This window comes from Micromonospora sp. NPDC049204 (assembly GCF_040647935.1).
Classification (GTDB): Bacteria; Actinomycetota; Actinomycetes; order Mycobacteriales; family Micromonosporaceae; genus Micromonospora.
In genome coordinates this window covers 15,107-27,784 of sequence record NZ_JBEZDC010000029.1, presented here as the reverse complement: position 1 = coordinate 27,784, position 12,678 = coordinate 15,107, and the positions used below count along the sequence as shown (strand labels likewise).

The 12,678-nt window shown below is 71.3% G+C and carries 11 protein-coding genes and 1 tRNA gene; 11 read left to right on the top strand and 1 reads right to left on the bottom strand.

What is annotated here, in order from left to right; translation table 11 throughout:
* Positions 1 to 32 precede the first annotated feature (32 nt).
* The 11 genes from AB0A90_RS33650 (at position 33) to AB0A90_RS33600 (ending at position 11,355) form a co-directional block, all read left to right on the top strand.
* A complete protein-coding gene (locus tag AB0A90_RS33650; protein WP_357255839.1) occupies positions 33 to 1,784 on the top strand; it encodes a CTP synthase in 1,752 nt (583 codons plus the stop codon).
* A 34-nt stretch (positions 1,785 to 1,818) separates the two neighbouring features.
* Positions 1,819 to 2,424, top strand: a complete 606-nt coding sequence (locus AB0A90_RS33645; RefSeq protein WP_357255838.1) for an NUDIX hydrolase — start codon at positions 1,819 to 1,821, stop codon at positions 2,422 to 2,424.
* Positions 2,425 to 2,764: 340 nt separating this feature from the next.
* Positions 2,765 to 3,880: an alanine dehydrogenase gene (ald, locus tag AB0A90_RS33640; RefSeq protein ID WP_357255836.1), complete on the top strand. Its 1,116-nt coding sequence runs from the start codon at positions 2,765 to 2,767 to the stop codon at positions 3,878 to 3,880.
* Positions 3,881 to 3,918: 38 nt separating this feature from the next.
* Positions 3,919 to 4,884 carry a site-specific tyrosine recombinase XerD gene (locus AB0A90_RS33635; RefSeq protein ID WP_357255834.1) on the top strand — a complete coding sequence of 322 codons (966 nt, stop codon included), beginning with the start codon at positions 3,919 to 3,921 and terminating at the stop codon, positions 4,882 to 4,884.
* Positions 4,885 to 5,065: 181 nt separating this feature from the next.
* A complete protein-coding gene (locus AB0A90_RS33630) occupies positions 5,066 to 5,989 on the top strand; it encodes an AAA family ATPase (protein ID WP_030487987.1) in 924 nt (307 codons plus the stop codon).
* Positions 5,990 to 6,030: 41 nt separating this feature from the next.
* The gene (locus tag AB0A90_RS33625) at positions 6,031 to 7,083 is read left to right on the top strand and encodes a segregation/condensation protein A (protein WP_357255832.1); all 1,053 of its coding nucleotides are present in this window, start codon (positions 6,031 to 6,033) and stop codon (positions 7,081 to 7,083) included.
* The gene (gene scpB / locus AB0A90_RS33620; protein ID WP_357255830.1) at positions 7,076 to 7,975 is read left to right on the top strand and encodes an SMC-Scp complex subunit ScpB; all 900 of its coding nucleotides are present in this window, start codon (positions 7,076 to 7,078) and stop codon (positions 7,973 to 7,975) included. Before AB0A90_RS33625 ends, scpB begins: the two co-directional genes overlap by 8 nt.
* Positions 7,962 to 8,732, top strand: coding sequence for a pseudouridine synthase (locus tag AB0A90_RS33615; RefSeq protein ID WP_357255828.1), 771 nt, complete (start codon positions 7,962 to 7,964; stop codon positions 8,730 to 8,732). Before scpB ends, AB0A90_RS33615 begins: the two co-directional genes overlap by 14 nt.
* Before the next feature lie 195 nt (positions 8,733 to 8,927).
* Entirely contained in the window at positions 8,928 to 9,608 is a 681-nt protein-coding gene (gene cmk, locus AB0A90_RS33610; RefSeq protein WP_357255826.1) for a (d)CMP kinase, read from the top strand.
* A gap of 103 nt (positions 9,609 to 9,711) precedes the next feature.
* On the top strand, positions 9,712 to 11,088 hold the full coding sequence (gene der / locus AB0A90_RS33605) for a ribosome biogenesis GTPase Der (RefSeq protein WP_357255867.1): 1,377 nt from the start codon (positions 9,712 to 9,714) through the stop codon (positions 11,086 to 11,088).
* 193 nt (positions 11,089 to 11,281) lie between these two features.
* Positions 11,282 to 11,355, top strand: a tRNA-Pro gene (locus AB0A90_RS33600).
* 87 nt (positions 11,356 to 11,442) lie between these two features.
* Here AB0A90_RS33600 and AB0A90_RS33595 read toward each other — a convergent pair.
* A complete protein-coding gene (locus AB0A90_RS33595) occupies positions 11,443 to 12,675 on the bottom strand; it encodes a tyrosine-type recombinase/integrase (RefSeq protein WP_357255824.1) in 1,233 nt (410 codons plus the stop codon).
* Between the last annotated feature and the right edge of the window lie 3 nt (positions 12,676 to 12,678).

Below are 12,678 nucleotides of genomic sequence, written 5' to 3'. Positions count from 1 at the left end.
CATGACCGCGACAGACGACACGGGAGCAGGCCTTGGCCCCATCAGCACGGACGACCAGGCACATTTTCGTCACCGGGGGCGTCGCCTCCTCGCTGGGTAAGGGCCTCACCGCCTCCAGCCTCGGCAACCTGCTGACCGCGCGCGGGTTGCGGGTGGTGATGCAGAAGCTCGACCCCTACCTGAACGTCGACCCCGGGACGATGAACCCGTTCCAGCACGGTGAGGTCTTCGTCACCGAGGACGGCGCGGAGACCGACCTCGACGTCGGGCACTACGAGCGCTTCCTGGACCGGGCGTTGTCCGGCAAGGCGAACGTCACCACCGGCCAGATCTACTCCGACGTGATCGCCAAGGAGCGGCGCGGGGAATACCTGGGCGACACCGTCCAGGTCATCCCGCACATCACCAACGAGATCAAGTCGCGGATCCTGGCGATGGCCGACCCGGACGAGGACGGCCAGCTTCCCGACGTGGTGATCACCGAGGTCGGCGGCACCGTCGGCGACATCGAGTCGCTGCCGTTTCTGGAGGCGATCCGTCAGGTCCGCCACGACCTGGGCCGGGACAACTGCTTCTACCTGCACGTCTCGCTGGTGCCCTACCTGGCCCCGTCGGGTGAGTTGAAGACCAAGCCGACCCAGCACTCGGTGGCGCAGCTGCGCAACATCGGCATCCAGCCGGACGCGATCGTGCTGCGCTGCGACCGGGAGATCCCGGTGAAGCTCAAAGAGAAGCTGTCGCTGTACTGCGACGTGGACACCGAGGCGGTCGTCGCCGCCCCGGACGCCCCGAGCATCTACGACATCCCGAAGGTGCTGCACCGCGAGGGGCTCGACGCGTACGTGGTGCGCCGGCTCGGGCTCTCGTTCCGAGACGTGGACTGGGCCAGCTGGGACGACCTGCTGGAGCGGGTGCACCGCCCCCGGCACACGGTCACCGTCGCGGTGGTCGGCAAGTACGTCGACCTGCCCGACGCGTACCTGTCGGTCAGCGAGGCGATCCGCGCGGCCGGGTTCGGTCACCGGGCCCGGGTGCAGCTGCGCTGGGTGCCCAGCGACGAGTGCGTCACCCCGGCCGGCGCCGCCGCGGCGTTGGCCGGCGTGGACGGCATCCTCATCCCCGGCGGCTTCGGCGTGCGCGGCATCGAGGGCAAGATCGGCACCGCCCGGTACGCCCGCGAGACCGGCATCCCGCTGCTCGGCCTCTGCCTCGGCCTGCAGTGCATGACCATCGAGGTGGCCCGGCACCTGGCCGGCCTGGACGGCGCCAACTCGTTGGAGTTCGACGAGCAGGCCGCGCACCCGGTCATCGCCACCATGGCCGACCAGGAGGACATCGTCGCCGGCAAGGGTGACCTGGGCGGCACCATGCGCCTCGGGGCGTACCCGGCGACGTTGACCGAGGGCTCGATCGTCGCCGAGGCGTACGGCAGCACCGAGATCAGCGAGCGGCACCGGCACCGCTACGAGGTGAACAACGCCTACCGGGACGCGCTGACCAAGGCGGGCCTGCACATCTCCGGCACGTCGCCGGACGGTCGGCTGGTCGAGTTCGTCGAGCTGGACCGCAGCCTGCACCCGTTCTTCGTGGCCACCCAGGCGCACCCGGAGCTGAAGAGCCGACCCACCCGCCCGCACCCGCTGTTCGCCTCGTTCGTCAAGGCCGCGGTGACGTACTCGCAGGCCGACCAACTGCCGGTCGACCTGGACGCGGCGGCGGAGGCCCCGACGACGCGCAAGGCCGCCCGGAACGGCGCCGCGACGAAGGCGGCGTCGTCCTCGTGAGCGAGCGCAGCGAGCGAACCAGCGGGGCGACGGCGTGAGCGGGGTCGAGCACCGCTACGAGGTGCGCTCGCGCCAGGAGCGGTACCGGGGGCGGATCTTCGACGTGGTCACCGAGGAGGTGACCATGCCCGGCGGCGGGACGGGGGTGCGTGACCTCGTCCGGCACGTCGGGGCGGTGGCCGTGGTGGCGCTCGACGACGTCGGTCAGGTGGTGCTGATCCGGCAGTACCGGCATCCGGTCGGCCGGCACCTGTGGGAGCTGCCGGCCGGGTTGATGGACGTCTCCGGCGAGGAGTTGGCGGCCGCCGCGTTGCGGGAGTTGGCCGAGGAGGCCGACCTCACCGCCGGGCAGGTCGACGTGCTCGTCGACCTGCACAGCTCACCCGGGTTCACCAACGAGTTGGTGCGGGTCTTCCTGGCCCGGGATCTCGCCGAGGTGCCGGCCGACGAGCGGCACGAGCGCCGCGACGAGGAGGCCGACCTCCAGGTCGTCCGGATCGATCTGGACGAGGCGGTGGCCATGGTCCTGGCCGGTGAGATCACCAACGCGTCCGCGGTGGCCGGGCTGCTGGCCGCGGCCCGCGCCCGGGACACCGGCTGGGCGGCGCTGCGCCGGGCGGACGCGCCGCTGCCCCGCTGAGCGACGCCGCCGGTCCACCCCGGCGAGGGAGTACGCGCGAAGGGGCCCCGCGGTCAACCGCGGGGCCCCTTGCCGGCTGTCCTCAGCGGCATGCGGCAGATGGGGCGATAATGGTCGAACCCCGTCCCGGCGGCGGAGGCGACCGCGCACCGGCGAATCCGCCCGCGTGCCCTGACACTCCGTCAGGACACCCGGGCACCGGATGCCACTGTGCTGGCTCACGGCGGCACCGGGCGCGCCTAGACTGCCGCCGGCGGGACCGGTGGACCGTGGTGGCAAAGGGGCGACCGCGGCACCGAGCAGTCGGGGGAGAGCAGCCCCGAAGAGAGGTGTCTGCATCGTGAAGGTCGGAATCCCACGCGAGGTCAAGAACCACGAGTACCGCGTGGCGATCACGCCAGCGGGCGTCAACGAGTTCACCCGCAGTGGTCACCAGGTCTTCGTCGAGGCCGGTGCGGGGGTCGGCTCCAGCATCACCGACGAGGAGTTCACCGCCGCCGGCGCGACGATCCTCGCCACCGCCGACGAGGTGTGGGAGACCGCCGAGCTGGTGCTCAAGGTCAAGGAGCCGATCGCCGAGGAGTACCACCGGATGCGCGAGGGGCAGGTGCTCTTCACCTACCTGCACCTGGCCGCCTCCAAGGAGTGCACCGACGCGCTGATCGACCGCAAGGTGACCGGCATCGCGTACGAGACGGTCGAGCTGCCGGACCGGTCGCTGCCGCTGCTCGCCCCGATGTCCGAGGTCGCCGGCCGGCTCGCCCCGCAGATGGGCGCCTTCTACATGATGCGCACCGGCGGTGGGCGCGGTGTGCTGCCCGGCGGTGTCTCCGGCGTGTACGCGGCCAAGACCGTCGTCATCGGCGCCGGCGTGTCCGGCATGAACGCCGCCGCGATCGCGCTGGGCCTGCAGTCCGAGGTGCTGCTGCTGGACAAGAACGTCGCCCGGCTGCGCTCGGCCGACGCCATCTACCGGGGCCACCTGCAGACCATCGCGTCCAACGCCTACGAGGTCGAGCGGGCCGTGCTCGACGCCGACCTGGTCATCGGCGCGGTGCTGGTGCCCGGCACCAAGGCGCCGACGCTGGTCTCCAACGAGCTGGTCTCCCGGATGAAGCCGGGCAGCGTGCTCGTCGACATCGCCATCGACCAGGGCGGCTGCTTCGAGGACTCACGCCCCACGACCCACGCCGACCCGGTCTACAAGGTGCACGAGTCGATCTTCTACTGCGTCGCGAACATGCCCGGCGCGGTGCCGAACACCAGCACGTACGCGCTGACCAACGTCACCCTGCCGTACGCCCTGGAGTTGGCCAACCACGGCTGGCAGGAGGCGCTGCGCCGCGACCCGGCGCTGGCGCTGGGCCTGAACACCCACGCCGGCCAGGTCACCTACGGCCCGGTCGCCGAGGCGCACGGCATGGACGTGCTCCCGCTGACCGACGCGCTCGCCTGAGCGGTGGCGGGCTGACCGGCGGCACGGAACCGGCCGGTGTGGGCGCCCAGCCCACGCCGGCCCTGCGCCGTGCCGTACGCGGCTACCTCGACCACCTCACCGTCGAACGTGGACTGTCGGCGAACACGCTCACCTCGTACCGCCGGGATCTGGACCGCTATCTGACGACGCTGGCCGACGCCGGTGTCACCGACCTCGCGTCGGTCGGCGCCGGTCTCGTCGAGACGCACCTGGCCCGGCTGCGCGCGGGCGACGACGCGCACCCGCCCCTCGCCGTCTCCTCCGCGGCCCGCGCGGCCAGCGCGGTCCGCGGCCTGCACCGCTTCGCGCTGCGCGAGGGGCTGGCCGGCGCCGACCCCAGCCGCGACGTGCGCCCGCCCACCCCACCGCGCCGGCTGCCCCGGGCACTACCGGTCGACGACGTGGTCCGGCTGCTGGAGACCGCCGGCCCGATCACCGCGGCCGGCGACGACGCGCCGCTCGCGCTGCGCGACCGGGCGCTGCTGGAGTTCCTGTACGGCACCGGCGCGCGGATCTCCGAAGCGGTCGGCGCCGCCGTGGACGACCTCGACACCGACGAGGGCACCGTGCTGCTGCGCGGCAAGGGCGGCCGGGTGCGGCTGGTGCCGATCGGCGGGTACGCCGTCGACGCCGTGCGCGCCTACCTGGTCCGGTCCCGTCCCGGCCTGGCCGCCACCGGTCGGGGCACCCCGACGGTCTTCCTCAACGCCCGCGGTGGCGCGCTGACCCGCCAGGGCGCCTGGGGCATCCTGCGCGCCGCCGCCGGCCGGGCCGGGCTGCCGGTCGACGGGCCCGCAGCCGTCTCCCCGCACACCCTGCGCCACTCGTACGCGACGCACCTGCTCGACGGCGGCGCCGACGTCCGGGTGGTCCAGGAGTTGCTCGGCCACGCGTCGGTGACCACCACCCAGGTCTACACACTTGTCACCGTGGAGCGGCTGCGCGAGGTGTACGCCACCGCCCATCCGCGCGCCCGGGACTGAACCCGGTCGCGGTCGGCGCCGACACGCCGGGCCGGTGCCCAACCCCCTGCTGGTCGGTGGCGTACAGTCGGCATCGGCGCGGACCTCCTGGAGCGACACGACCGGGGTGCGCAGCGGCGCCGCGAAGGACGTCGGACGGCTCCGACGCCGGGTGGGGTCGTCGGGAGGGGGCAACGAGCACATGGCTGGCAACGGTGACCGTGCCGAGACCTGGACGTCGGAGCTCCGCGAGCAGCAGGCCACGCTCGGCGCGGACCTCGGTCCGGCGGATCCGGCTGCCTACACGATGCGCAAGCCCATCCCGGAGCCGATGCCCACCGACCGGCACGGGCCGGCGCGCATCATCGCGATGGCCAACCAGAAGGGTGGCGTGGGGAAGACCACCACCACCATCAACCTGGGCGCGGCGCTCGCCGAGTACGGCCGCAAGGTGCTGCTGGTCGACTTCGACCCGCAGGGCGCGCTCTCGGTGGGGTTGGGCGTCAACCCGCACAACCTCGACCTGTCCATCTACAACCTGCTCATGCAGGACGACATCATCGCCGAGGACGTGGTCATCAAGACCGACGTCGCGGGGCTGCACCTGCTGCCGGCCAACATCGACCTCTCCGCCGCCGAGATCCAGCTCGTCAACGAGGTGGCCCGGGAGATGGCCCTGGCGCGGGTGCTGCGCACGGTCCGCAAGGAGTACGACTACATCCTGATCGACTGCCAGCCGTCGCTCGGCCTGCTGGCGATCAACGCGTTGACCGTGGCGCACGGGGTGCTCATCCCGCTGGAGTGCGAGTTCTTCAGCCTGCGCGGGGTGGCACTGCTGCTGGACACCATCGACAAGGTGCGCGAGCGGCTCAACTTCGACCTGGAACTCGAGGGCATCCTCGCCACCATGTACGACAGCCGCACCACGCACTGCCGTCAGGTGTTGCAGCGGGTGGTGGAGGCGTTCGGCGACAAGGTCTACCAGACGGTCATCACCAAGACGGTGAAGTTCCCCGAGTCCACCGTGGCCGGTGCCCCCATCACGACGATGGACCCGGCCTCCTCCGGGGCACGCAACTACCGTCAGCTGGCCCGCGAGGTGATCGCCGCCCAGTCGGAGCGGTAGCCGGACCGCCCGGTGCCCGCCTCGTGGACTACGGTCGTGCGGTGACCGCGCCACCCCTCGACCCACCCGACACCGCTGCTCCGGGCGAGGTCGACGGTGTGCCGCTCGCCGAACCGGGTGCCGACCTGCCCGCCGCGGCGGCCACCGGCTTCACGGTGCGGCTGGCCAACTTCACCGGCCCGTTCGACCTGCTGCTGCAACTGATCGGCAAGCACAAGCTCGACGTCACCGAGGTGGCCCTGCACACGGTCACCGACGAGTTCATCGCCTACATCCGGGCCATGGGCGACGACTGGGACCTGGACGAGGCCAGCGAGTTCCTGCTGATCGCCGCGACGCTGCTCGACCTGAAGGCGGCCCGGCTGCTGCCCTCCGCCGAGGTGGAGGACGAGGCGGACCTCGCCCTGCTGGAGGCCCGGGACCTGCTGTTCGCCCGGCTGCTGCAGTACAAGGCGTACAAGGAGGCGGCGGCGTACATCGCCGAGTTGGAGTCGGTCGGTGGCCGCCGGTACCCGCGGGCGGTCAGCCTGGAGGCCCGCTACGCCGACGCGCTGCCCGACCTGGTCCTCGGCATCGGCCCGCAGCGGCTGCTGAAGCTGGCCGTGAAGGCGATGACCCCGAAACCGGTGCCGGAGGTGTCCATCGCCCACGTGCACATGGTCCGGGTCAGTGTCCGGGAACACGCGGCGATCCTCGCCGCCCGGCTGCGGCGGGCCGGCACGGCCACGTTCTCCCTGCTCTGCGCCGACTGCGAGGCCACCCTGGAGGTGGTGGCGCGGTTCCTGGCGCTGCTGGAGCTGTACCGGGAGGGCCTGGTCGCCTTCGTGCAGGAACAGGCCCTGGAGGAGTTGACCGTGCGCTGGACCGGCCCGGTCGACGGCGACACCGAGCTGCACGTCGACGAGTACGCCGGCACCCCGGCCGACCCCGGCTCACCGGGCGCCGCCCCCGAGCCGGTGGGGGTTGGGCCGGTGGGGGTTGGGCCTGCCCTGGCGGAGGGTGAGCCTGAGTTGGCGGTGGCTGAGCTTGAGTCGGCGGGGGAGAGCGGCGGGCCGGACGGGACGGGAATGACGGAGGGTGCGCGGGATGAGTGACGAGCAACGCCGGGACTCACTGGCCGACCAGGCCGCCGCCTGGGTCCCCCCGTGGGATCGCCCGCGCCCGCCCGCCGCCGACGGCACCCCCGACAACCCCGAGGCCCCGCCGAACGAGTCGACCGAGCAGCCAGACGAGTTCGCCGCGGCGCCACCATCGAACCACGAAGATCTTGGAGAGAAAGTGCCCCTCCAGGGGCCGGAACCTTCCAAGATCTCCGACGAGCCGGGCGCGAACGCCTCGGGCTCGGCGGCGGGGGAGTCGGGGGGCGCTGGGGACGTACCCCGGCGGCAGCTGGCGGGGCGGCGGCGGGTGACCGTCGCGCCGGAGCCTGCGCCCGACATGTCCGACAGTGAGCTGCGCGGCGCCCTGGAAGCGATCCTGCTGGTGGTCGACGAGCCGGTCAGCGAGCTGGTCCTGGCGCAGGTGCTGGAGCAGCCCGCCGAACGGGTCGGGCCGATGCTCGACGAGATCGCCGCCGGCTACACCGCCGCCGGGTACGGGTTCGAGCTGCGCCGGGCGGCCGGCGGGTGGCGGCTGTACACCCGGCCGGAATACGCTACGTACGTTGAGCGGTTCGTGTTGGACGGGCAGTCCGTACGGCTGACCCAGGCGGCGTTGGAGACGCTCGCCGTGGTCGCCTACAAGCAGCCGGTGACCCGTTCGCGAATCTCAGCCATCCGGGGTGTGAACGTCGACGGGGTCATCCGTACGCTGGTCACCCGCGGCCTCGTCGAGGAGTGTGGCACCGAAACGGACAGCGGGGCGTTCCTCTACCGGACCACCACGTTGTTCCTGGAGAAGCTCGGGTTGAACACCGTTGCCGAGCTGCCGCCCCTCGCACCTTTCCTGCCCGACGACGTAGAAGAGCTTGCTGATGCGACCCGATAACCGTTCCCCCAAACCCGACGCCCCTGTCTTCGAGGGGGCTGAGCGCCTGCAGAAGGTGCTCGCCGCCGCCGGCGTGGGTTCCCGGCGTGCCTGCGAGGACCTGATCTTCCGCCGCCGGGTCACCGTGGACGGGCGGGTCGCCAAGCTCGGCGACAAGGTCGACCCGGCCATCGCCGTGATCCACGTGGACGGCGAGCGCCTCCAGGTCGACGTCCGCCTGGTCTACGTGGCGATGAACAAGCCGCGCGGGGTGGTCACCACCATGGCGGACGAAAAGGGACGCAACGAGCTGTCCGACTTCATCGGCGCCCGGCTGGAGCAGCGGGTCTACCACGTCGGGCGGCTCGACGCGGACAGCGAGGGCCTGCTGCTGCTCACCAATGACGGCACGCTCGCGCACAAGCTCATGCACCCCTCGTACCAGGTGCTGAAGACCTACCTCGCGGAGGTGGTCGGGCCGATCCCGCGCAACCTGAGCAAGCGGTTGCTGGCCGGGGTCGAGCTGGAGGACGGGCCGGTCAAGGTCGACTCGTTCAAGGTGGTGGACACGCTGGGCAAATCCGCCCAGGTGGAGCTGAGCCTGCACGAGGGGCGCAAGCACATCGTCCGGCGGCTGATGGAGGAGGTCGGCCACCCGGTCACCCGGCTGGTGCGTACCTCGATCGGGCCGATCCGGCTCGGTGACCTGCGGACCGGGCGGATCCGGCGGTTGACGAACGCCGAGGTCGCCGCCCTGTTCACCGCGGTGGGTGACTGACCCCCGGGTTCGGGGTACGGCTGCCGGTAGGCTCCACAACGGCCGGGACGCGGCCGCCGGGGTGGCGTGGGTCGCCTCCGGCGGCGTCGCGCGCGGGTCCGCCACGGACCGCGGGCATGATTGATGACGATTGACCAACCGCTTGCGGCGCCAGATCACCGGGCGATCCGTGAGGTACGGGCTGAGGAGGACACGGTGGAGGAAAACGTACGGGCCAGGCGATGTGTGGTCGCTGTGGACGGGCCGTCCGGTTCGGGTAAGTCCACCGTGTCGCGGCGGCTCGCCGTCGCGATCGGTGCGCGCTACCTGGACACCGGAGCGATGTACCGGGCGATCACGTTGGCCGTGCTGCGCTCCGGCGTGGACCTCACCGACGCCGCGTCGGTGGCCAAGGTCGCCGGCGACGTCAAGCTGCACATCGGCACCCACCCGCAGGGGTACGCCGTGACCGTCGACGGCGTGGGCGTGGACGCCGACATCCGCGGCCCGGAGGTGACCGGCGCGGTTTCGGCCGTCGCCGCCGTGCCGGCTGTCCGTGAGCTGCTCGTCACCCGGCAGCGCGAGATGATCGCCAACGTTGGCCGGATCGTCGTCGAGGGTCGGGACATCGGCTCGGTCGTCGCGCCGGACGCGGACCTGAAGGTGTTCCTGACCGCCTCCGAGGCGGCCCGTGCCGCCCGGCGCAGCGCCGAGGACGCCGCTGACCTGGCGGCCACCGCGGCCGACCTGGCCCGTCGGGATCGGCTCGACTCGACCCGCAAGGTCAATCCGCTGGCGCAGGCACCCGACGCGGTGGTGCTGGACACCACCGAGCTGGGCATCGACGAGGTCGTGGCGCGGTTGCGCGAGCTGCTCACGGAGCGAGGCGTGGCATGAGCGAGCGTAGTGAGCGAATCATCGGGCTCAGCGCGATTGGGTCTCAGGTCGGTCCGGAGCGCAGCGGAGGAGCGGCGTGAGCGAGGGTGCGGGATGGGTCGAGCTGCGTGAGCCCGACGTCGCCGTCGAGGAACCGAGCGGCCCGCAGCCGGTGGTGGCCGTGGTCGGCCGCCCCAACGTGGGCAAGTCGACACTTGTCAACCGGATCATCGGCCGCCGGCAGGCGGTCGTCGAGGACGTCCCGGGCGTGACCCGCGACCGGGTGCCGTACGACGCGCAGTGGAACGGCCGGGCGTTCACCGTGGTGGACACCGGCGGCTGGGAGCCGGACGCGAAGGACCGCGCCGCGGCCATCGCGGCGCAGGCCGAGACCGCCGTCGTCACCGCCGACGTGGTGCTCTTCGTGGTCGACGCGATGGTGGGCTCCACCGACGTGGACGAGGCCGCGGTGAAGATGCTGCGGCGCAGCGCCAAGCCGGTGATCCTGATCGCGAACAAGGCCGACAACACCGCCATCGAGATGGAGGCCACGTCGCTGTGGTCACTCGGCCTCGGTGAGCCGTTCCCGATCTCCGCGCTGCACGGGCGCGGCTCCGGCGACCTGCTGGACGCCATCCTCGCCGCGCTGCCGGAAGCCCCGGCGATCGTGGAGAACCGGCCGCGTGGACCCCGCCGGGTGGCACTTGTCGGGCGGCCGAACGTGGGCAAGTCGAGCCTGCTCAACCGGTTCTCCGGCGAGGACCGGGCGGTCGTCGACTCGGTGGCGGGCACCACTGTGGACCCGGTGGACAGCCTGGTCGAGATCGGCGGTCAGACCTGGCAACTGGTCGACACGGCCGGGCTGCGCAAGCGGGTCGGTAAGGCCAGCGGCACCGAGTACTACGCCAGCCTGCGCACCGCCGGCGCGATCGAGGCCGCCGAGGTGGCCGTGGTGTTGCTGGACTCCAGCGAGCCGATCAGTGAGCAGGACCAACGGATCCTGTCGATGGTCACCGAAGCCGGTCGGGCGATGGTCATCGCGTTCAACAAGTGGGACCTGGTCGACGCCGACCGCCGGTACTACCTGGACAAGGAGATCGACCGGGAACTGCGTCGCATCCCCTGGGCGATCCGCCTGAACCTGTCCGCGATGACCGGCCGTGCCGTGGACAAGCTGGCCCCGGCCCTGAACAAGGCGCTGGCCAGCTGGGAAACCCGGGTGCCGACCGCGCAGCTCAACCAGTGGTTGACCGCGCTGGTGCAGGCCACCCCGCACCCGGTGCGCGGCGGTCGCGCGCCGCGGATCCTGTTCGCGACGCAGGCCGGCGTGGCGCCGCCGCGGTTCGTGCTCTTCACCACCGGCCCGCTCGACGCCGGCTACCAGCGCTTCGTCGAGCGCAAGCTCCGCGAGGAGTTCGGGTACGAGGGCAGCCCCATCGAGATCTCGGTCCGCCCGCGCAAGAAGCTCGGCCCCGGCGGCCGAGGCAAGGCACACGGCTGACCCGTTCTTGTTCTCCCGAAATGCCGGATGGGCGTGCTCGCCCGTCCGGCATTCCTTTCACCCCACCCTCCTAGGACGCTGTAGGGGTTGTGCGGTGGTTCGGTCACCTCGCAACGCGGGCGGGGCCTGTGCGGAGGACCCGGGGCAGCTGCGCTAAGCTGTACCGGCTGCCGCGGGGGAAACCACGCGGGGGCGGGACGTAGCGCAGCTTGGTAGCGCACTTGACTGGGGGTCAAGGGGTCGTCGGTTCGAATCCGGCCGTCCCGACAGACAAAAAGCCCTGACCAGCGGAAACGTTGGTCAGGGCTTTAAGTTTGTCTATGGGGTTTTGAACCGTCCCCGAAAACTCCCCATTTACCGGGGTCGGCAACCAGGTTCGTCATCCCTGCGCGTCGGCAGTGCGGGTGTGGGACGCCGTTCGCGGTCGGTGCCGAGTCGCTCGAGGATGTCGGAGACGTCTGGGGCTTGGGCGGGCTTGGCGATGTAGTACGTGGCGGTGACCTCCTCGCTGGAGTGTCCAAGCTGTGCTGCGGCGCTTTTCGTGTCGGTCTCTTCCTTGATGAGGGTGGCGACGGTCTTGCGGAAGGTGTGGGGGGTGACCCGGGCGAGGTCGGTGTCGGCGCGTGCCTCACGCCACTGACGGCGGACGTTGTTGGGGGATAGCCAGGTGCCGCGTCGGGAGGTGAAGATCGCGTCGTGGGGGTTGTCGGCGGCGACGAGTTTGCGGGCCATGATCATTCCGACGGCGAAGCTGGGCAGGACGACCATCCGCCAGCCGGCGTCGCTCTTGGTCCAGGGTTGGCGGAAGAAGCCCTGGCCTTTGATGAAGACGAGCGTGCCGCAGATGGTGAGGGTGGGGCGTTCGGCGGCGAGGTCGAGGTCCTCCCATCGCAGGGCAAGGATCTCGCCGATGCGGGCGCCGGCGGCGAGCATCAGGTCGACGATGTCCGCCAGATCGCCGCTGTGCCGTGGTCCAGGCTTTCCGGGGATCGGTCGCTGCCAGTCGCGGATGGCCGTGCGGACGGCCTGGAGGTTCTCGTCGGTGAGGGCGACGACCGTGCGGCGGGGTTTGCGGAGCCGGCTGGTGTCGCGTACGGGGTTGGTGGGGATCGCGCCGTGGCGAACGGCCAGGGCGAACATCTGGCTCAGGACGACTTTCGCGCCTTTGGCTGCCGAGGGATGGTCCTTGGCGATGTCGCGCAGGAACCGATCCAGGCGCCCGACGCTGACTTCTCTAATTCGGAGGTTTCCCAGGGCGGGCAGGATCGCGTTCCGAATGCTGGTCTGGTATCGCTGGATGGTCTGTGGTGCGATCCGCTCCTCGGCGGTGATCTCTTCGATCCACAGGTCGGTGAGTTTGTTGATGTGGGTCTCGCGGGTGATCTCGTCGTCGTTGGGGGTGGCACGGTCACGTAGCTTGACCTTCAGCGCTCGTTCGGCGGCCGGGTCGGTGGTGCCGGTGGCCTCGATGTCGCGGGTCTTGCCGTCGTAGTCGCGGAACCGTGCTCGTGCGCGGAACCGATTGGGTCCGAGTTTCTGGGTGCGGATCTTGCCCCAGGTGCCGAGGGGCAATTCAGGTCGGGCCATGGG

Coding starts and splice junctions, on each gene's coding strand:
- AB0A90_RS33630 (WP_030487987.1), top strand. CDS start 5,066: ATGGCTGGCAACGGTGACCGTGCCGAGACCTGGACGTCGGAGCTCCGC.
- scpB (WP_357255830.1), top strand. CDS start 7,076: ATGAGTGACGAGCAACGCCGGGACTCACTGGCCGACCAGGCCGCCGCC.
- AB0A90_RS33615 (WP_357255828.1), top strand. CDS start 7,962: ATGCGACCCGATAACCGTTCCCCCAAACCCGACGCCCCTGTCTTCGAG.
- AB0A90_RS33595 (WP_357255824.1), bottom strand. CDS start 12,675: ATGGCCCGACCTGAATTGCCCCTCGGCACCTGGGGCAAGATCCGCACC.